This is a genomic window from Caballeronia grimmiae (assembly GCF_022879615.1).
GTDB lineage: Bacteria > Pseudomonadota > Gammaproteobacteria > Burkholderiales > Burkholderiaceae > Caballeronia > Caballeronia grimmiae.
Window position 1 is genome coordinate 785,757 of record NZ_CP084272.1, and the last position, 18,649, is coordinate 804,405.

Annotated in this window: 19 protein-coding genes; 5 read left to right on the forward strand and 14 right to left on the reverse strand. The window is 64.7% G+C overall.

The genetic code is table 11. The features are described 5' to 3' along the window. Positions 1-22: 22 nt before the first annotated feature. The 5 genes from LDZ21_RS17255 to rhaM are packed head-to-tail and all read right to left on the reverse strand — an operon-like array spanning position 23 to position 4,813. Positions 23-1,027: an ABC transporter permease gene (locus LDZ21_RS17255; protein WP_244795003.1), complete on the reverse strand. Its 1,005-nt coding sequence runs from the start codon at positions 1,025-1,027 to the stop codon at positions 23-25. Beyond that, positions 1,020-2,060, reverse strand: a complete 1,041-nt coding sequence (locus LDZ21_RS17260) for an ABC transporter permease (RefSeq protein WP_425306860.1) — start codon at positions 2,058-2,060, stop codon at positions 1,020-1,022. Before LDZ21_RS17260 ends, LDZ21_RS17255 begins: the two co-directional genes overlap by 8 nt. Then, positions 2,060-3,574 carry a sugar ABC transporter ATP-binding protein gene (locus tag LDZ21_RS17265; protein WP_244795005.1) on the reverse strand — a complete coding sequence of 505 codons (1,515 nt, stop codon included), beginning with the start codon at positions 3,572-3,574 and terminating at the stop codon, positions 2,060-2,062. Before LDZ21_RS17265 ends, LDZ21_RS17260 begins: the two co-directional genes overlap by 1 nt. Before the next feature lie 8 nt (positions 3,575-3,582). Further along, positions 3,583-4,473 carry an amidohydrolase family protein gene (locus LDZ21_RS17270; protein ID WP_244795006.1) on the reverse strand — a complete coding sequence of 297 codons (891 nt, stop codon included), beginning with the start codon at positions 4,471-4,473 and terminating at the stop codon, positions 3,583-3,585. A gap of 25 nt (positions 4,474-4,498) precedes the next feature. Beyond that, positions 4,499-4,813 (reverse strand): L-rhamnose mutarotase, encoded by a 315-nt coding sequence (rhaM, locus tag LDZ21_RS17275; RefSeq protein ID WP_244795007.1) that lies wholly within the window; start codon positions 4,811-4,813, stop codon positions 4,499-4,501. Between the two features lie 176 nt (positions 4,814-4,989). On the opposite strand from rhaM, the gene LDZ21_RS17280 reads away from it, so the two are divergent. Continuing rightward, positions 4,990-5,946: a LysR family transcriptional regulator gene (locus tag LDZ21_RS17280; protein ID WP_244795008.1), complete on the forward strand. Its 957-nt coding sequence runs from the start codon at positions 4,990-4,992 to the stop codon at positions 5,944-5,946. On the opposite strand, the gene lra1 is transcribed toward LDZ21_RS17280, so the two are convergent. Genes lra1 through LDZ21_RS17300 form a run of 4 tightly spaced genes read right to left on the reverse strand, consistent with a single transcriptional unit; the run spans position 5,933 to position 10,029 of the window. Next, positions 5,933-6,715, reverse strand: a complete 783-nt coding sequence (gene lra1 / locus LDZ21_RS17285; protein WP_244795009.1) for an L-rhamnose 1-dehydrogenase Lra1 — start codon at positions 6,713-6,715, stop codon at positions 5,933-5,935. The genes LDZ21_RS17280 and lra1 overlap by 14 nt on opposite strands. Positions 6,716-6,726: 11 nt before the next feature. After that, the gene (gene rhmD / locus LDZ21_RS17290; protein ID WP_244795010.1) at positions 6,727-7,905 is read right to left on the reverse strand and encodes an L-rhamnonate dehydratase; all 1,179 of its coding nucleotides are present in this window, start codon (positions 7,903-7,905) and stop codon (positions 6,727-6,729) included. Positions 7,906-7,922: 17 nt separating this feature from the next. Then, entirely contained in the window at positions 7,923-9,242 is a 1,320-nt protein-coding gene (locus LDZ21_RS17295) for an MFS transporter (protein ID WP_244795011.1), read from the reverse strand. 25 nt (positions 9,243-9,267) lie between these two features. Continuing rightward, positions 9,268-10,029, reverse strand: a complete 762-nt coding sequence (locus tag LDZ21_RS17300) for an SDR family oxidoreductase (RefSeq protein WP_244795012.1) — start codon at positions 10,027-10,029, stop codon at positions 9,268-9,270. Between the two features lie 532 nt (positions 10,030-10,561). On the opposite strand from LDZ21_RS17300, the gene LDZ21_RS17305 reads away from it, so the two are divergent. From LDZ21_RS17305 to LDZ21_RS17315, 3 genes are all read left to right on the forward strand, one after another. Continuing rightward, positions 10,562-10,765, forward strand: coding sequence for a hypothetical protein (locus tag LDZ21_RS17305; protein ID WP_404980856.1), 204 nt, complete (start codon positions 10,562-10,564; stop codon positions 10,763-10,765). Between the two features lie 79 nt (positions 10,766-10,844). After that, positions 10,845-11,048 carry a cold-shock protein gene (locus LDZ21_RS17310; RefSeq protein WP_035969303.1) on the forward strand — a complete coding sequence of 68 codons (204 nt, stop codon included), beginning with the start codon at positions 10,845-10,847 and terminating at the stop codon, positions 11,046-11,048. Between the two features lie 487 nt (positions 11,049-11,535). Further along, the gene (locus LDZ21_RS17315; RefSeq protein WP_244795014.1) at positions 11,536-12,390 is read left to right on the forward strand and encodes a helix-turn-helix domain-containing protein; all 855 of its coding nucleotides are present in this window, start codon (positions 11,536-11,538) and stop codon (positions 12,388-12,390) included. Between the two features lie 18 nt (positions 12,391-12,408). On the opposite strand, the gene LDZ21_RS17320 is transcribed toward LDZ21_RS17315, so the two are convergent. The 3 genes from LDZ21_RS17320 to LDZ21_RS17330 form a co-directional block, all read right to left on the reverse strand. Beyond that, entirely contained in the window at positions 12,409-14,253 is a 1,845-nt protein-coding gene (locus LDZ21_RS17320) for an ATP-binding response regulator (RefSeq protein ID WP_244795015.1), read from the reverse strand. A 34-nt stretch (positions 14,254-14,287) separates the two neighbouring features. Continuing rightward, complete coding sequence (locus LDZ21_RS17325) at positions 14,288-15,925, reverse strand: ATP-binding domain-containing protein (RefSeq protein WP_244795016.1); 1,638 nt, start codon at positions 15,923-15,925, stop codon at positions 14,288-14,290. A 65-nt stretch (positions 15,926-15,990) separates the two neighbouring features. Then, complete coding sequence (locus LDZ21_RS17330; protein ID WP_244795017.1) at positions 15,991-16,662, reverse strand: glutathione S-transferase family protein; 672 nt, start codon at positions 16,660-16,662, stop codon at positions 15,991-15,993. 99 nt (positions 16,663-16,761) lie between these two features. Between LDZ21_RS17330 and LDZ21_RS17335 the strand changes: the two genes are divergently transcribed. Continuing rightward, entirely contained in the window at positions 16,762-16,932 is a 171-nt protein-coding gene (locus LDZ21_RS17335; RefSeq protein ID WP_167569274.1) for a hypothetical protein, read from the forward strand. 38 nt (positions 16,933-16,970) lie between these two features. Here LDZ21_RS17335 and LDZ21_RS17340 read toward each other — a convergent pair whose 3' ends face one another. Both LDZ21_RS17340 and LDZ21_RS17345 read right to left on the reverse strand, forming a co-directional pair. Beyond that, positions 16,971-17,381 (reverse strand): response regulator, encoded by a 411-nt coding sequence (locus LDZ21_RS17340; protein ID WP_052005988.1) that lies wholly within the window; start codon positions 17,379-17,381, stop codon positions 16,971-16,973. A 369-nt stretch (positions 17,382-17,750) separates the two neighbouring features. Further along, entirely contained in the window at positions 17,751-18,584 is an 834-nt protein-coding gene (locus tag LDZ21_RS17345) for an AraC family transcriptional regulator (protein WP_244795887.1), read from the reverse strand. Between the last annotated feature and the right edge of the window lie 65 nt (positions 18,585-18,649).

The window sequence follows — 18,649 nt, forward strand, 5'->3', positions numbered from 1 at the left end:
TATCAACGGGCACGACACGCGTTCAGGGCAACTGCGCCATCAGGCGCTTCTCGCGCGCCGCCCGCCAGCGCGCAACGAGATTCGGTATCAGCACGGACGACAGCAGGAGCGCGCCGGTCACGATGGTGAGCGTTTCGCTGGATACATCCGCGAGCGTCAGCGCATTGCGCAGCACGCCGATGATGACGAGCGACAGCAGCACGCCGATCATCGAGCCGCGTCCGCCAAAAATGCTCACGCCGCCGAACAGCACCGCCGCGATCACGGACAGTTCGAAGCCCTCGCCATTGTCGCCGCGTGCGCTCGTGAAGCGCAGCGTATAGACGACGCCCGCGAGCGCGGCCATCGCGCCGGACATCATGAAAAGCCTGAGCTTCGTCTTCGCCACGTCGATGCCGGAGAACTGCGCGGCGGTCGGATTCGCGCCGATCGCGTACAGGCTGCGGCCAAACGGCGTCGCCTGAAGGAGCACGGTGAAAACGATCGCGCCCGCGATGACGAGCACGAACGGCATCGGCACGAAGGTGCCGGCGATGGTCTCGATGCCGAACGCCGTGTACGACGCGGGAAAATCCGCAATTGCCTGATCGCCGAGCAGCACGTAGGCCAGCCCGCGAAACAGCGCGAGCGTGCCGATGGTCACCGCGAGCGACGGCAGGCCGAAGCGCACGATCACGAGCCCGTTGAGCAGCCCCGCCAGCGTGCCGAAGGCGAGCACCAACGCGATGACGAGCGGCATCGGCAAGCCCATGTGCCACAGCACGCCCATCAGCGCGCTCGAAGCGCCGAGCACCGACGCCACCGACAGGTCGATTTCGGCGGCGACGATCACGAGCGTCATCGGCAACGCGATCAGCGCGATCTCGGTGAAATCCGCGAGCATGTTCGAGAGATTCGCGGACGAGAGGAACATCGGCGACAGCACGCGCCCCGCCGCGAGCGAGACGGCGAGCACGACGACGAGCATCGTTTCCCACTGCACGTGACGGCGCCGGGCCGTGGACAAAGCCGAGTCGGGCTTAGCCATGATCGCGTTTCCTCATCATGCGGCGCGCGACGGAGCGCGCGAGCAAGGTATCGAGCGTGATTGCCGCGACGATCAGCGCGCCCTGAATCGCCTGTTGCCAGAACGGCGACACGCGCAACACGACCAGCGCGATGTTGATGACGCCGAGCACGAGCGCGCCGAGCGTCGCGCCGGCGATGGTGCCCACGCCGCCCGTGATTGCCACGCTGCCGACGACCGCCGCCGCGACCACTTGCAGCTCGATGCCCTTCGCCGTGCTGGCGTCGACGGTGCCGAAGCGCGCGAGCCACAGCACGCCGGCCAGCCCCGCGATCGCGCCGGACAGCAGGAAGCCGATCATCACGCGACGGTCGACGCGGATGCCCGCCAGCCGCGCCGCTTCAGGATTCGAGCCGATCGCATAGTGCTCGCGCCCGCCGCGATACTGCTTCAGATACACCGACAGCGCGATGAGCACGACGAGCGCGATCAACACCAGGTTCGGCACGCCGATCAGCGTGCCGGTCGCGATGGCGGCGAACGCGTCGGGCAGGCTGGTCGCGTTGATCTGTCCGCCGTGGACCCACGCGTAGTCCGCGCCGCGCACGATATACAGCGTCGACAGCGTGGCGACGAGCGACGGCACGCGCCCGAAGGTGACGAGCGCGCCGTTCACCGCGCCGATTGCCAACCCAACGCCGACGCCCGCCAACATCGCGACGACCACCGGCATCTGCGGGAACATCACGAAGAGACTGCCGACCGCATACGCGCTCACGCCGACGATCGACGCCACGGACAGGTCGATGTGCCGCATCAGCATCACGATCGTCATGCCCGCCGTCAGCAAGCCGATGATCGATACATTGAGCAGGACGTCGCGCAGATTCTGCACATTGAGGAAGTCGGGCTTGACGACGGCCGTCGCGCCGACGAGCACGAGCAGCACGATGAAAAGCGTCAGCTCGCGGCTCTTCGCGATGGAAACGGCGAGGCTGTCGCGCTTCGTTTCGGCGGGCGGCATCGCGGGTAGCGTTGGAGAATGTCGTGTCATCATGCTGCGCGCCCCAGGGTCTGCGACGGCGCGCCCAATGCCGCGCTCATCACCCGTTCCTCGTTCGCATCGGCGCGCGCGATGTCCGCGCTGATGCGGCCTTCGTGCATCACGAGCACGCGATCCGCCATGCCGAGCACTTCCGGCAACTCACTCGAAATCATCAACACGGCCATGCCCTCCTTCACGAGTTCGGCCAGCGTGCGATACACCTCCGCCTTCGCGCCCACGTCGATGCCGCGCGTCGGCTCATCGATGATCAGCACCTTCGGGTTCGTCGCCAGCCACTTGCCGAGCACGACCTTCTGCTGATTGCCGCCCGACAGCGTGCCGACGGGCGCATCGAGATCGCTCGCCTTGAGGCGCAGGCGCTTGCCCCAGTCGGCGGCGAGCGTCGATTCGCTGCGCGCCGAGATCAGGCCATGCCGCATCAATCGGCCGAGCACCGTCAGCGACGCATTGCGCGCAATCGACAGTTCCATCGCGAGCCCTTGCGCGCGGCGATCTTCCGGCACGAGCGCGAGGCCCGCGCGCACCGCCGCCGCCGGCTTGCCGAGCGCGAGCTTCTTGCCCGCGACGGCCACTTCGCCGCCGTCGACCGGATCGATACCGAAAATGGCGCGCGCCACTTCGCTGCGTCCCGCGCCGACGAGCCCCGCGAGCGCGACGATTTCGCCCGCGCGGACATCGAAGGAAACGTTCTTGAACACGCCCTCGCGCGTGAGATTGCGCACCGCGAGGCGCACGTCGCCGGGCGCGACATCGGCTTTCGGATAGAACGTGTCGAGATCGCGGCCGACCATGCGGCTCACGATCGCGTCGATGCTCATGTCGGCGGTGAGCGCGTCGTGGACCTTCATGCCGTCGCGCATGATCGTCATGCGTTGCGTGAGCGCGAACACTTCGTCAAGCCGATGCGTGATGAAGAGAATTGCGACGTCGCGCTCTTTCAACGCGCGCACGATGGCGAAGAGACGCTCGACTTCCGGCAGCGACAACGCCGCAGTCGGCTCGTCCATGATCAGCACGTTCGCATCGAGCGACAGCGCCTTCGCGATTTCGACGACCTGCTGATCCGCAATCGACAGCCCGCGCACGAGCCTTTGCGCGCGCAGGCTCACGCCGAGCGATGCGAGCAGCGCATCGACTTCGCGATGCATCTCGTCGTAGCGGATGCGCCCGAACCGGTCGCGCGGCTGACGGCCCATGTAGATGTTCTCCGCGATCGACAGGTCCGCGAACAGCGTCGGTTCCTGATAGATCACGGCGATGCCCGCATCGCGCGCTTCGGCGGGATTGCCGAAGCGCCGCGCCACGCCATCGACGAGCAGTTCGCCCGCATCGGGCTGATACACGCCCGCGAGCAGCTTCACGAGCGTGGACTTGCCCGCGCCGTTTTCGCCAAGCAGCGCATGCACTTCGCCGGGAAAGAGTTGCAGGCTGCCATCGCCGAGCGCGCGCACGCGGCCAAATGCCTTGCTCGCGTGCCTCAGTTCGAGTCTGGGCGTCGTCATCGTGCCTCCTAAATGCGGTAGATGCGCTCGGCGTTGCGCACGAAAAGCGCGTCCTTCTCGCTCTCGCTTGCATCGGCGACGATGCGCGCATACGCATTCCATATCGCCGTGTACGAGCCGAAGAGCCGGTCCACCGGAAAGTTCGATGCGAACATCGCGCGCTCGCAGCCGAAGGTGTCGATGGTTTCGAGCACGTAAGGACGAAAGCTCTCGATGGTCCAGTCGTGATCGAACATCGCGAGGCCGCTTATCTTTACCGCGACGTTCGGGCATGCGGCCAGCGCGCGCATGCCTTCGCGCCACGCGCGGTACCCCGAACGCGATGCGCGATCCACGAACATCCCCGCGTGATTGACGATGAACCGCGTATCCGGATGCTCGCGTGCGAGCGCCGCCGCATCGTTCATCTGCGACGGATACAGTTGCAGATCGAACGACAGCCCGTAGCGTTTCAGCAGCGCGAAATGCCTGCGCCATTGCGGCTCGTGCATGTAGTGGCGTCCGACATAGTCGTAAAGCGGATCGTCATGCACGTTGAGAATCTGGCGAATGCCTCGCGTGTTCGCAAACGCCGCGTGCGCTTCCAGCACTTGCGGCGCGTTGTCCGCCGACAAATCCGCGCCCGCCACGATGCCATCGGGCATGCCGCGCCCTTCTCCATCGGCGATACCTTGCAGCCACCGCGTTTCCTCCACGGGATCGGCGGGATCGTGATTCGCATCGACATGCACGACTTTCAGCACCGCGACGCTGCCCGCGTCGCGCAGCAGGTCGCGAATCAGATAATCGTGCTTCAGCTCGCGCGCATCGCCGACGAACGATGTCTGCGGATTCGCCAGCCACGGGTAGTGATGCGTGGAGAGATCCCACAGATGAATATGCGGATCGACGACCTGCATGATGGTTCCTCGCGAGCGATGCGCTTCAGGGAAGATGAAACACCGGCACGAGCGGCGCCGTAACGGGCGCGTTGTCCGCGTGCGTGTCCATCAGTTCGGCCATGTAATCCCACCATTTGCGCATGATGGGCAACGCAGGCAGTGCATCGGTGCTGTGCGTGTCCGCGCGCTGGTAGATGGCGAACAGATGCCCGGTCGCTTCGTCGAGAAAGATGCGGTAATCGCGGATGCCCGCGGCGCGCAGGGCATCGGCCAGTTCGGGCCATATGTCGCGATGGCGCCGTGCGTACTCTTCACGCATGCCCGGCTTGAGGGTCATGCGAAATGCCACTGTCTCCATGGCGGCCCGCCTTTTTATGTGTGTGCGCCTGTCGGTGAGACGAGGCGCGTTGTGCTGCGACTATAATGCGCCGACCGATAACACGACAATCCGAAAGCAGGATTGGCCGATCGCAAAACCGTATCAGGCAGGGTCGCGATGTCGTGTTGCGTTGCTTGCATCATCCGGACAGCCAAATGAATCAGAACGTCTCCCAGATATCGCTCGTCAACCGCCTGAAATTCAAGCACCTCGCGCTGCTCGTCGCGCTCGACGACACGCGCAATCTTCATCAGGCAGCCGACACCGTCAACGTCGCGCAGCCGAGCGCAAGCCGGATGCTCGCGGACATTGAAGAGGCGTTCGGTTTCCTGCTCTTCGAGCGCAACGCACGCGGCATGCATCCGACGCCGCTCGGCACGGCCGCGCTCGCTTACGCGCGACGCTCGCTCGCGGACCTCACCCGCTTCGCCGACGATCTCGACAACAAGCGGCGTGGCGGCCACGGCCAGTTGACCGTCGGCGCGATCATGGGCGCCGCGCCCGACGTCCTCGCGATGGCCGTCACCGAACTCAAGTCCGAGCGGCCGCTTCTGAACGTGCGCATTCTCGGCGAGACGAGCGATCAGGTCGTGCAACTGCTGCATCGGCGCGAAGTGGATCTCGCGCTCGGCCGGCTCACCACGCCCCTGCAACACAACGACTTCGACTTCGAGCCGCTCGCACGCGAAGCGATGCGCCTCGTGGTCCGGGCGGGGCATCCGCTTGCGGTGAAGACATCGCTCGCGCTCGACATGCTCGTCGGCTGGCCGTGGATTCTTCAGCCGATCACGAGTCCGGCGCGCGGCCTCTTCGAGGAAGAACTGGCACGCGCCGGGCTGACGACGCCCGCCGATATCGTCGAATGCGCGTCCATCTTCGCCACCTTGCAACTGCTCCAGAACAGCGACGCCGTCGCGATGCTCCCCGAGTCCGTCGTACGCGATTACCTGCGCGCGGGCTTGCTCACGGAACTTCCCATCGAGATCGGCAAGAGCCTGTCCGGTTTCGGCCTCTTGCGACGCAAATCCGAAACCTTGAGCGAGCCGGCCGAGTATTTCATCGCGCTCTTGCGGAAGTATTCGGCGGCGTCGCTTGCGCTCACTGCAAGTTGACGAACAAGCCGCCATCCACCAGCAGCGACGCGCCCGTCACATAGCGCGCCCGGTCCGACGCGAGAAACGCCACGCATTGCGCGACATCGTCGGGTGCGCCGAGCCGCCCGAGCGGGATGCGTTTTTCCATGTACGCGCGCTTCTCGGCATCGGACAGGTCTTCGGCGTTCAGGTCCGTCGCGATGGTGCCGGGCATCACCGAATTGCAGCGGATGCCGTACGGCCCGAGCGCGATCGCGCATGACTGCATCAGCGAATGCACGCCCGCCTTGGTCGGCGTGTAATGCGTCTGCATGCCGCCGCCGACGAGCGCGCTGATCGAACTCGTCGCGACGATCGCGCCGCCCGTGCCCTGCGCTTTCATCTGGTTCGCGGCGGCCTGCGTCACATAGAACGCGCCGTTGAGATTGACGGCGACCGTCGTTTCATAGACCGATGACGGCATGTCGAGAAACGCGTGAAACGGACATATGCCCGCGTTGCTCGACAGCACGTCGACGCGTCCGAACGCCTCCACGGTGCGCCGCACCAGCTCGATGCCCGTCTCGCGTTCGGCGACGTTGCCTTCGACCGCAATCGCGCGCCGTCCGAGCGCCTCGATGTCGCCGATGATCGACTCCGCCGCCGATGCCTTGCCGTACGACTGATCGTTGTCGCGCCAATAGTTGATCGCCACGTTCGCGCCTTCGCTCGCGCATGCCAGCGCGATCGCCCGGCCGATGCCGCGCGAGCCGCCCGTCACGATCACGACCTTGTTTTCCAGCAGCATGGTGCGCCTCGTCAGTGAGTGTAAGGCCGCGTGAGCGCGCATTCTGGATTGAGCCGCACGCCGAAGCCCGGCGTCTCGGGCACCTTCATGCGGCCATTGACCGGCACCGGTTCATCGAGCAGCAGCGGGTTGAACATCGGCACGACCTGATCGGCTTTCGGGGCCATCATCAGGAATTCCGCGAACGGCGAGTTGTGGCGCGTCACCACGAAGTGATAGCTGTACACCGACGATCCGTGCGGCACGACGAGCACGTTATGCGCGTCGGCGAGCGCGGAAATCTTGATCAGTTCCGTGATGCCGCCGCACCAGCCGACGTCCGGCTGCACGAGGTCCGCGCATCCCATTTCGAAGAGCATGCGAAAACCCCAGCGCGTCGCCTCGTGCTCGCCCGTCGTCACCATCATGCCGCGCGGCACGGAGCGGCGCAGTTCGGCGTAGCCCCAATAGTCGTCCGGCGGAAGCGTTTCTTCCAGCCATTTCAGGCCGTATTCGTGAGCCGCCGTGGCGAGACGCTTCGCATAATTCAGGTCGAGCGACATCCAGCAATCGAACATCAGCCAGAAGTCGTCGCCGACTTTCGCGCGCATGTCGGCCAGTTTCGCGATGTTCGCCGCGAGCCCCTCCTCGCCTTCGGCCGGGCCGTGCTGCAACGGCATCTTGCCGCCGATGAAGCCCATCTCTTTCGCCAGATCGGGACGCGCGCCCGTCGCATAGAACTGCAGTTCGTCGCGCACCGGGCCGCCGAGCAACTGGAACACCGGTTCCTCGCGCACCTTCGCGAGCAGGTCCCACAACGCGAGATCGACGCCCGATATCGCGTTCAGCACGATGCCCTTACGCCCGTAATACAGCGTCGCGTTGTACATCTGGTCCCACATCTTTTCGATGTCGGTCACGCGCTGCCCTTCGAGGAATCGCGCGAGATGCTTCTCGACGATGAACGCGCCGATTTCGCCGCCCGTCGTCACCGCGAAACCGACGGTGCCATCGCTCGCTTCGATCTCGACGACCAGCGAGCCGAGCACGTTCAGACCGAACGATTGCCGGCTCTGGCGATACTCGGGGTAACGCGCCATCGGCGTGGCGACGTGATCGTCGATCCAGTGATCGGCGCCCTGGTCGTGGTAATCGGCGCCGCCGCCGCGGACGGTGAAGGCGCGCACGTGCTTGATGGTCGGCATGGACATCGTTTGTCTCCTCTTGTTCAGGATGCGTTGGCGGTCTCGCCGCCCGAAATCGGATCGCGCTCCGGCACGCGCACCAGCGCGACGATGACGAGCGCGGCCAGCACGCTCGCCGCGCCGAGCACGGCGAGACCGGCGCTGGTCGAATGGAACGCGGCTTCGGCAGCGGTGCGGGCCATCGGCGCGAAGAATCCGCCGAGTCCGCCGAGCGAGTTGATGAGCGCAATGCCGGCGGCGGCGGCCGCGCCGGTGAGATAGCACGTCGGGAATGTCCAGAAGAGCGGCTGCGCGGCGATGAAGCCGCTTGCGGCGCAACACAGCGCGAGCAGCGAAACGATCGGCGCACCCGCGATACCCGAGACGGCGATCGCCACACCCGACATCACGAGCAGCGCGACGGCGCAAGTCCGGTGCTTCGACGTGCGATCCGCATAGCGCGGGACGATCCACGTGACGACGACCGCCGCGATCCACGGCAGCGCGGTCACGAGCCCGACGCGAAAGCCGACCTTCGTGCCGAGCAGCGCCGCCACCTGTTGCGGCAGATAGAACACGACGCCGTACACCGACGCCTGAATCAGGAAGTACACGCAGCACAGCACGAGCACGCGCGGATCGACGAGCGCCGCCAGCACGCTTTTCGGTCCGTGCGACGACGCCCGGCGCGAGTCATCCGCGAGACGCGCGACGAGCAGCGTGCGCTGTTCCTGCGTGAGCCATCGTGCGCGGGCGGGATCGTCGTCGAGATACCAGAACGCCCATGCGCCGACGATCGAAGCAAGCAGCCCTTCCACGAGGAACAGCCACTGCCAGCCCTTGAGGCCGAGCATGCCGTGCAGATCGAGCAGCAGTCCGGAAAGCGGCGCACCGAAGATGAACGCGAGCGGCGCGCCGAAGTAGAACACGCCGAGCGCACGCGCACGCGATGCCTGCGGAAACCAGCGCGTCAGGTAATAGACGATGCCGGGAAAAAACCCGGCTTCCGCGACACCGAGCAGAAAGCGCAGCGCATAGAAGGTGGTCGCGGAATGCGCGAAGGCCATCGCCGCTGAAACGATGCCCCACGTCACCATGATGCGGCACATCCACAGCTTCGCGCCGACGCGGTGGAGCAGCAGGTTGCTCGGCACTTCGAAGATTGCGTAGCCGACGAAGAACACGCCTGCGCCGAACGCGAACGCGGCGTTCGTGAGGCCGGTGTCCTGTTGCAGCGCCTTCTGCGCAAAGCCGATGTTCGCGCGGTCGAGGAAGGCGAGCACGTACATCAGCAGGAGGAATGGCAGCAGCCGGCGCATCACGCGAGACGTGACCGCGCCTTCCGCCGATGCGGAATGTTCCATGTCTCTCTCCGGTGAAACGGGCGGATCAGTAAGTCGCGCGTCCGCCCGACAGATCAAACACCGCGCCCGTGCTGAACGCGCAGTCCTCGGACGAGAGCCAGAGAATCAGCGACGCCGCTTCTTCCGGCATCAGGAAGCGGTTCATCGGGATCTTGGAGAGCATGTAGTCGATGTGCTGCTGCGACATCGAATCGAATATTTCGGTTTTGGCGGCGGCCGGCGTGACCGCGTTGACGAGGATGTTCTTGCCCGCGAGTTCCTTGCCGAGCGACTTGGTGAGGCCGATCAGCCCCGCCTTCGACGCACTGTAGTGCGAGGCGTTCGGATTGCCTTCCTTGCCCGCGATCGACGCGATATTGACGATGCGGCCGTAGCCCGCCTTCAGCATGTGCGGCACGACCGCGCGGCAGGTCAGGAACGGGCCGATCAGATTGACGTCGATCACGCGCCGCCACACGTCGGGGGCCAGTTCCCATGTAGCGCCGTTGCCGCCGGTGATGCCCGCGTTGTTCACGAGCACATCGATCTTGCCGTGCGCGGCAAGCGTTTTCTGCACGGCGGCTTCGACGGAGGCTTCATCGGTCAGTTCGACAACGGCGTCGCTGACGATGCGCTCCTTGTTCTTCGACGCGAGTTCGGCGCTCGTGCGCTGGAGCCGCTCGGCGTCGACATCCCATAGCGCCACGTTCGCGCCCGACGCGAGCGCGCGCTCGGCAACGGCGAGGCCGATGCCCCGCGCGCCACCCGTGATGACGACACTGCGCCCTGCCAGATCGATACGGTTCATGCCCTATCTCCTGTCGTTGTTCTTGCATCGGCTTTGCGCCGTGACAAGCACTATAGACCGGGGACCAATAACGCAACAATTCGAAAGGGCGATCGTTCGATAGGGAAACCGGATCGGCCGGCGTCAGTGATGCCGGATCCGGACGCGGCGCGGCACTTGTGGAATGACGACAGGTGGCGCTTTCGGCAAGCGGGCGTTGTGAAAAACCTTGTCGGCGAAGAGTGCGAACGCAAAAAGCGCAGCGACACCAACGGGGCACAGAAGCAGCACAGCGACGAACATGGAATACCTCCCAAAGCATTATTGCAGCGCAGTATAAGACGATAACTTCCGTCAATTAACCGGGAAAACGACAATACTTCGTTCAACAATATGGCAGCTAATTTCAGATTTGCACCGATATGCCCGCCCCTGAGCGGCTCAGGCACGCACGTTGCTTGATGCGACCACCGCTGAATGGCCAGCGACTTCTACCGACCAAAAAAGCATGTTCAAACCAAAAGCCTGTACCGCGACCTGTGTTCTCGACGGAATGCCCGTCACTCTGACCTACTTTCCGGATACCACGCTGCTTCGGATCACCGATGCCAGCACGGGCCGATGCGTGCGGGAAACGCGCTGGCCTGCCCCGTGGCGCACGCTGCTCGCGACCTTGCGCGAGTTCAGCGGACGCGATACTGACAGCCAGCTCGCCACGCTGCTGGACGAAATGCCGCAAGAGCCGGCGATGGCGTAACGCGCGCCCGCCGCCCGCACAACGGAATCAACCCACGCGAGGAATGCCTCGCTCAACGCTGCAGGAGAAGAGGAAATAAATGGCAACTGGCACTGTGAAATGGTTCAACGACACGAAGGGTTTCGGATTCATCACGCCGGATGACGGCACGCCCGACGTGTTCGCGCATTTCTCGGAGATTCGCGCGGACGGCTACAAGTCGCTGCAGGAAAACCAGAAGGTGTTGTTCGAAGTGCGCCAAGGCCCGAAGGGTCTGCAAGCCGCGAACATTCAGCCGCAATAAGCCGGCCGTAATCAATGAAAAGCCGCGAGGGTGATCAACTCTCGCGGTTTTTTTTCGACGATCACGCGCGGTGGAACACGGACGCTTGCGCCGGATGCAACGCCAGCCTGCGCCGAACATCGAACCGCTCCCACCGGTGCGCTTGTCGCCAGTCGACGCGAACGTCACAAAAATCAGCGCCAGCGGCACGGCCGGTTCCGTCCGCGTCATCCGCAAGTGTCTCGACCGTCTTGCCGCCGCCACGGCGCGTTTCCGACGCCGCGGGAACTCGTCGATGCGGTCATCGACGGCTTGTGATCACACCGCAGTGCGCGCCAGCGTACGCGATCGGCTGTCGGCGGCGCGTACCATCGGTGTATCGACCGTTTCGCTTTTTCGGGCAGGATGCGCCGGCGTTTACAATCAACGTTTACCGCGTATCGGCCGCGTGCGCGCGATGCGCCCCGGCGCCACCCCGCGCCACCTCCTACAGCACTCGCCTGGCAGCATGGTCACTGAAACGTCTTCTTCGGAATCGCTCGCTGTCGCCGAGCGCGTGCGCGAGCTCATGAGCCGTCACGGCATCGGCAAGCGGCAGCAAACGGCCGAGTTGTGCCGCATTCTGGACCTCAGCTTTTCGCAGGGGCACCGGAAACTGCGCGGCAACAGCCCGTGGACGATCGCGCAGATTCGCCGCGTCGCCGACGCCTTCGACGAACCCGCGCTCAAGCTCTTCGACGCCATCAACGCGCGTCCCGACGACACCGAAGGCGTGCCGCACGACGCCGTGCTGAAACTCGGCTCCGTCGAGATTCCGTGCACCGCGTGGATCGGCAATGCGCTAGAACCGGGCACGCGGCCCGATTTCATCACGCAGAAGGTCAACGGCCGCTGGCTCGTGACGCGTCACGAAGGCGTGCTGTTGCAGGAAGCCTGCGACGTGCACAAGATCGAAATCCTGCCGCGCCGTGCGGATACCGACAAGCCGATCATCGCCGTCGTCGATGACGATCACGCCTCCGCCGACAACCTGCACGACTATCTGGAGATGACCGGCTTCACGGCGATGGCCTTCTACGGGCTCGACGCGTTCCTCGACGCGCTGCAGTCGCAGGTATTCGATGCGGTGGTGATCGACTGGCTCTTCGGCGTCCACACGTCGGCGGACGCGATCAAGGCCGTGCGCGAGTCGGACAACCGCGATGCGCCGGTGTTCGTGCTCACCGGCGAACTGATGACGGGCAAGGCGAGCGAATCGGAGATCAGCCAGATCATCCGCGATTACAACGTCACGTGCTTCGAGAAACCCGCGCGGCTCGGCATTCTGGTCGCGGACTTGTCCAAGCGGCTATTGCGCGCCTGAACGCAATTGCGCCGCGCATCAGGCGGCGCGCCGCCGCGCGGTCGCGGCCCGGTGCACGGCGGCCTTCAGCACGTCGTATCGCACGGGCTTCAGCAGGTAATCGAAGAACAGCACCGACGCGCTCGGATCGACCAGTTCCGGCACATACGCGCTCACCGCGATGATCGGCACGCTCCCGCCCGGCGCCGTGCGCGCGCGATACTCGTTCGCGAACGAATAGCCGTCCTTGCCGGGCATGTGGAGGTCGGCGAGGATCACGTCGGCGTCGTAGGCGCGCAGCCACGCGAGCGCGCTGTCCACATCCGGCGCCCCGACTGCCCAATAGCCGAGATGCGTCAGCATTTCGATCAGCGATTCGCGGATCGCCTCGTGATCGTCGATGACGAGCACGCGCGACTTGCGCGAGCCGGGCGCATCGGCATGCGTTTCGCCAAGTTCGGGCATGCGCTCGACGGACGCCGCCGGCAAGCTCACGCGAAACGCCGCGCCCTCGCCCACTTCGCTCGACACTTCGATGGTCCCGCCCAGCAGTTCGACGAGCCCGCGCACGACCGCCAGGCCCATGCCCGCGCCATCGAAACGCCGTGTGCTGGACGAATCCAGTTGCGTGAACTCCTGAAAAATCAGCGGCAATTGCTCGCGCGAAATGCCCGGCCCGGTATCCGTCACGGTGATGTCGAGGCGCGTTTCCGAGCGCGCGAAATGCACGTCGATGGATCCGGCATCCGTGTATTTGATCGCGTTGGTCACGAGATTCGTCACGATCTGCCGCACCCGATGCGGGTCCGACTCGAGCGGCCCGCGCTTGCCGGTATAGTCGCCGCGCAAATGCAGGCCCTTCGACGTGGCGGCGGGCGCGTTGGCATCGACGATGGATTCGAGCAACTCCGCCGGATCGAACACGGCCATGCGCAGTTCGAGCTTGCCCGCGCCGAGGCGCGCGTAGTCGGTGAGATCGCGCATCTGCGCTTCGAGATGCCGCGCCCCGGTTTCCAGCCGCTGAATGATCTTGCGGTCCGCCTCGTTGCGCAGATTGAGCCCGAGCAGTTCGATCGACGACACGATGGCGTGCAAAGGCGTGCGCAGTTCGTGACTGATCATGCCGAGGAACGTGTCTTTCGCGACGCCCGCCTCGCGCGCCGCCCGCGTCGCCTGATGTTCGGCGGCGAGCGCGGCGCGTTGCTGTTCGATCAGCCGCGTGCGCCGGTAGCCGTTGAGCAGCAGCAGCGACGTCGCCCCCGCCGACAGCAGCCCGAGCAGAATGCCGCTATAGATCAGATAACGGCGCTTCGCCTGAAAATCGTAGTAGATGGCCTCGTGCTCGGCGGCATCCATGAGCCGCCGGCCGCTCGCCAGTTCCGAGACGGCGGGCGCGTTCTGCCGCAGCACGCCGATGATGCGCAGCGTGCGCTGCCGCTCGCCCTGGAGGGTCTGCACATCGAACTCGATTGAAGCGAGCGCCGTGCGCAACTGCCGCAAAATCTCTCGCTGACGCGCGAGCAGCGCCTCGTGTCCCTCTGGCGTGCGGGTCGTATTGGAGGCGTCGTCGAGGCGTGCCAGCAGGCGCGCATAGCTTTCGCGCACGGCGTCGGCATCCTCGTCGATGCCATTGCGATACAGCAGCACCTGCGTCTCGAATCGCTCATAGGCGATCTGCAACTGCGCGGCATTCCAGTACACGCCTTCGTAGGGCGTCACGATGTGATGCGACTCGCGCGAGACGAGCCCCGAATACACCATATAGCCGACGATGCCGAACGGCGGCGCCACCGCCAGCGCGAGCATCACCGCGTACCAGAGGCGGCGCAGCCACGGACGCGCGACCGGCGTGCGAAGCGGAGCGTCGGTGCGATTGATGGCCATGTTCGATCGTAGCGGGCGTGGCGGGCGACGCCGCTCAACCGAGCGCGTCGATTTCGTGCGCCGCGCGCTCCGACGCGACCACGATCAGCTTCATCGTTGCGCGCGTCGCGCCGACGAAGACCTTGCGCGCGGCCTGATCGTCGAGGACATCGAAATCGACTTCCGTGAGAATCACGCACGGCGCGGATTGGCCCTTGAAGCGATAGATCGATTCGAGCAGCACGTCGCCTTCGCGATACTCCGGATTGCCGAACAAATCATACGTTCCGGTGAACGCGCGCAGCCGATGCGGCCCGAGATGATCGACCGCCGTCAGCGCCGAGCCCTCGCGCCCCCGGAACGACAGCACCGCGATGTCCTGCTTGCGAAAGCCGAGCGACAGCGCGTGAGTGATCGCGCGCTTGGTCGCTTCGATCACTTCCTCGGGATGGCCGTCCTCGTAAGTGGACACCGTGACATCGGACCCATCGAACGGACTCCCCGATTCTAGCCGCACGTTCGGCCCGACGATCTTGCGGATGAAGCCGAGCACGTCGCGCGGACTGCGATAGTTCGTGCTTTCGCGCAGGATCGTCCAGCCGGGCAGCGCAACCGGCTCGCGCAAATAGAGGTTCTGCATCGGGTCTTCGAGCCACCACCATGCGCCATCCGGATTGAGCAGCCGTTCCAGCGCTTCGACCCACGCCGCATGAAAATCCTGGCCCTCGTCGACGATCAGCACATCCGTCTTCCAGTGCTCAGGCACCGGCACGGCGGCGAAGCGCTCTTCGAGCGTCGTGAAGACGTTGGGCTGGCTGAAATCAGGCGGACTGCCGGCATCGCGCGCCACCGCCGCGCTCAACTGATGGTAATTCGCGATCTTCGCTTCTTTCGGCGCAATCGCGCGGATATGGTCCGCGAGCGGCCGGTTGAAGCAGACGTACAGCACGCTCTTGCCGGCCGCGAGCGCATCGCGCATCACGCGCACGGCGAGTTGCGTCTTGCCGGCGCCCGCTGTCGCGATCACGCGCAAGCGGAACGGCTCGAACTCGAGCCGGCGCGCCCACGTCGCGAGACCGCCCGACAGACGCGTGACGAGCGTGTTCGCCTCGCCGACGAGCGCGTTGGTATCGGGCGTGAGCGAGAGTTCATCGGCGAGAAAGTGATGGATGCGCGCCGCTGCTTCGAAGCGCGGCTCGTCCGGCGGAAGAATCTCCAGCACGACGCGCGCAAGGTGCACCTTGCGGCTCGCATCGACGATACGCCCCGGCGGCACACCCGCGATCGCCGCGTCCTTCACCGTGTAATCCGGGCAATACAGCAACTCTTCGATGCGATACGTCCCCGCGCCGAACGCCGCCGTAAAGCGCCGATGCAGATTCTCCAGCGTGCGTGCAAGCTGGATGGCGACGTTTCGCTCCTTTTGCAGATACACCTTGACGAGTCCCGCGCTCGTTTCGCGCAGGAAGCCCGCTTTCATTTCGATCATCAGCACGCGCCCGGACGGCGCGACGACGACGAAGTCCGCCTCGCCGAAGACGGAGAAGCCTTCGTTGATGCGTGTCCAGTGAACGCCGTGATAGACCGTGTAGTCCTCGGGCAGCTTTTCGAGCAGCGAGAGCGTTTCCAGTTCGCGTGCGGCGGCGCCGGTCGCTTCGAGGTTCTTCCAGTCGTCGGGAACGATTCGGGCCATGCGTTACCTTTGGCGTGAGTTCAGGCGTCGCATACGCCCGCTGTGCGCCTCATTGTACGCAACGGTCAATCCGCGTAGTCGTATCGGCCGCCGCGTTCGAGCGCACGCCGATAAGCCGGCCGCGCATGAATGCGTTCCAGGAACGCGCGGACATGCGGCAGTTGCTTCGCGCCCGCGCGCTGGCTGGCCGCTTCGAGCGGAAAGCTCATCTGCACGTCGGCGGCGCTGAAGGTATCGCCCGCGAACCACGGCGACTTCGAAAGCTCGCTGTCGATATAGCCGAAGTGCAGCTTCAGTTGCGGATCGATGAAGCCCGACTGCAGCGTCTGTGCGATGCGCTTGGCGACCGGCCTGGCGAAGAACGGCATCTTCGCGCCCGCAATCCGCGATGCGACGAGCTTGAGCAACAGCGGCGGCATCGCCGATCCTTCCGCGTAGTGCATCCAGTAGTTGTAGCGCACGCGTTCCGGCGACGCGCCATGCGGCGGAGCGAAGCGCCCTTCGCCGTAGCGGTCGACGAGATACTCGAGGATCGCCCCCGATTCCGCGATGGTCGACGCGCCATCGGTGATGACGGGCGACTTGCCGAGCGGATGCACGGCGCGCAACTCGGGCGGCGCGAGCATCGTGTGGGGATCGCGTTCGTAGCGCTTCAGGTCGTATTCGACGCCGAGTTCTTCGAGCATCCACAGCACGCGCTGCGACCGCGAGTTATTGAGGTGATGCACAGTCAGCATGGTGTTGTTCGCGGTCAGCCGGCGGGTACGTGGGTGGACGGTACGGATCTTGCAGAACCATTCGGCTCAAGACGTTAGACCAAGCAAAAGGAGAACTCGATGACGCTCATCATTTATCTCGTGGGCTGGCTTATTTTCATCGGCGGGGTGTCGTGGGCGCTCGTCGCCATGCACGTGGCGCAGCACACGATCGCCATCGTCGCGGTCATCCTGCTCGGTATCGCCGTGATAACGGGCGCCACGCGAGCGCGCAACCGCGACCGTTCCTGAGTGCGACGCGCCGCGCGCTGCGCGGCGCGCTGCCGGCATCAGGCGACGACACGCACGTTGAGCGCGTCCTGAATCAGCGTCACGAGCTCGTCGGGATTCGCGGGCTTCGTCATGAAGTGCTGAAAGCCTTCGCCGATGCTTCGTAATCGATACTCATCGCCGTCATGCCCCGTCAGCGCGATGGCGACGGAAGGCGGCAGGTTCCCGCGTATCTCGTGGTCGCGCAAACGTTGGATGAGATAGAAACCGTCCATTCCCGGAAGGTCTAAATCGCAGATCACTGCATCGGGAAGCACGCGGATCGCGGTTTCCGCGCCGTCTTCGGCGTCGGCCACGGCGATGACATCGGCCCCCTCTTCTTCCAGCAACAATTGCAGTGATGCCCTGCTTTCGGGATCGTCTTCGATGAGTACGATCCGCGTATGCCCCAGTCTTGCAACTTCGTTCATGATTTTGTTTTCAACTGCCTAAAACGGAATTCTCGCGCACGGTCTCCACGGCTCGCCGCTTCGTTCAAATCTGTCTACCTTGCGCTCGTGCGCTTTCGTTGACAGAAAAACGCGGCAGGAATTCCGAACGCACCGTGTTTTCTGCCGCGCGTGCGCCGGTGCGGAACGTCTCGCGGTGTCCGGGGAGCGCCGCCCTGTCAGGACGGTCGCTGGAACCCGGCAAGCACATTTAGCAATATCCGGACCGGCGAGCGGCTTCTGCGCCGGAGCGTCGCCCCATACGGCGCAAGGCATTGCGCCCGATTGCCCAAACCGGCCGGCGATACGCACGACCGTGTAATTTGGTCGTGCACGCGCCCAACTTTCTCGTCAGACATTCGCAAGGCTCGATGTTTCCGCCCGCAGCGGCGCCGATTGCAGCAACGCGCGATACTCAGTCGGCGTAATGCCGACCGTCGCCTTGAATTGCCGCGTGAATGCGCTGTGATCGGTGTATCCGCACAATGCGGCGACGTCCGTGACCTTGTCGTGTGTGAGCAGCAGCGCGGTGGCGGCATCGAGCCGGGTCTTGAGCAGGACTTGGCGCGGCGTCAGGTGAAAGACCTTGTGAAAGTAGCGTTCGAGCTGCGCAATCGACATGTTCGCCATGCGTGCGAGATCGCGCATGTTGAGCGGCTGCACGTAATTTTCCTGAATGTGCTGCACCACCGCCGCAAGCCGGCTGTACGCGGGATGCGTCCCTTCCGCGGCTTGCAGGTCGCGCGAAATGCCAGCGAGCCCGACGATGCTGCCTTGCGCGTCGTAAAGCGGTTGCTTGCAGGTCATGCACCAGCCGGGCTCGCGTCCGGGATACAGATGCAGTTCGAGCTGGTCGATCAACTGCACGCCCTGCGCGATGATCGCCTGATCCTGCGCCGTGTAGATGCGGCCGAAACGGCGCGGGAACACGTCTTCCGCCGTCTTGCCGAGGAGCGCCGTCTTGTCGTCCTTGTGTCCACAGCGGCGCGCAAGCGTGCGGTTGACCATCGCGTAGCGCGCGTCGCGGTCCTTTACGAAGAAGACGATGTCGGGCATCGCATCGAAGACCGGCGCGAGCAAGGCGAAGTGCGAGAGCATGTCGCGCAGCGTCGAAGGCGGCGGCGACGGCAAGGCATCGTCGTTGGCCGCACGAGGCGAAGCGGGTCCGGCAATCAGCCCTTGCATGCTCATCGTGCGTTCGGGGGTCGTGAATTTCGGGACGATTATAGTGACGCGCGAACTGCGCCAAT

Coding starts and splice junctions, on each gene's coding strand:
- LDZ21_RS17255 (WP_244795003.1), bottom strand. CDS start 1,027: ATGGCTAAGCCCGACTCGGCTTTGTCCACGGCCCGGCGCCGTCACGTG.
- LDZ21_RS17260 (WP_425306860.1), bottom strand. CDS start 2,060: ATGACACGACATTCTCCAACGCTACCCGCGATGCCGCCCGCCGAAACG.
- LDZ21_RS17265 (WP_244795005.1), bottom strand. CDS start 3,574: ATGACGACGCCCAGACTCGAACTGAGGCACGCGAGCAAGGCATTTGGC.
- LDZ21_RS17270 (WP_244795006.1), bottom strand. CDS start 4,473: ATGCAGGTCGTCGATCCGCATATTCATCTGTGGGATCTCTCCACGCAT.
- rhaM (WP_244795007.1), bottom strand. CDS start 4,813: ATGGAGACAGTGGCATTTCGCATGACCCTCAAGCCGGGCATGCGTGAA.
- LDZ21_RS17280 (WP_244795008.1), top strand. CDS start 4,990: ATGAATCAGAACGTCTCCCAGATATCGCTCGTCAACCGCCTGAAATTC.
- lra1 (WP_244795009.1), bottom strand. CDS start 6,715: ATGCTGCTGGAAAACAAGGTCGTGATCGTGACGGGCGGCTCGCGCGGC.
- rhmD (WP_244795010.1), bottom strand. CDS start 7,905: ATGTCCATGCCGACCATCAAGCACGTGCGCGCCTTCACCGTCCGCGGC.
- LDZ21_RS17295 (WP_244795011.1), bottom strand. CDS start 9,242: ATGGAACATTCCGCATCGGCGGAAGGCGCGGTCACGTCTCGCGTGATG.
- LDZ21_RS17300 (WP_244795012.1), bottom strand. CDS start 10,029: ATGAACCGTATCGATCTGGCAGGGCGCAGTGTCGTCATCACGGGTGGC.
- LDZ21_RS17305 (WP_404980856.1), top strand. CDS start 10,562: ATGCCCGTCACTCTGACCTACTTTCCGGATACCACGCTGCTTCGGATC.
- LDZ21_RS17310 (WP_035969303.1), top strand. CDS start 10,845: ATGGCAACTGGCACTGTGAAATGGTTCAACGACACGAAGGGTTTCGGA.
- LDZ21_RS17315 (WP_244795014.1), top strand. CDS start 11,536: ATGGTCACTGAAACGTCTTCTTCGGAATCGCTCGCTGTCGCCGAGCGC.
- LDZ21_RS17320 (WP_244795015.1), bottom strand. CDS start 14,253: ATGGCCATCAATCGCACCGACGCTCCGCTTCGCACGCCGGTCGCGCGT.
- LDZ21_RS17325 (WP_244795016.1), bottom strand. CDS start 15,925: ATGGCCCGAATCGTTCCCGACGACTGGAAGAACCTCGAAGCGACCGGC.
- LDZ21_RS17330 (WP_244795017.1), bottom strand. CDS start 16,662: ATGCTGACTGTGCATCACCTCAATAACTCGCGGTCGCAGCGCGTGCTG.
- LDZ21_RS17335 (WP_167569274.1), top strand. CDS start 16,762: ATGACGCTCATCATTTATCTCGTGGGCTGGCTTATTTTCATCGGCGGG.
- LDZ21_RS17340 (WP_052005988.1), bottom strand. CDS start 17,381: ATGAACGAAGTTGCAAGACTGGGGCATACGCGGATCGTACTCATCGAA.
- LDZ21_RS17345 (WP_244795887.1), bottom strand. CDS start 18,584: ATGCAAGGGCTGATTGCCGGACCCGCTTCGCCTCGTGCGGCCAACGAC.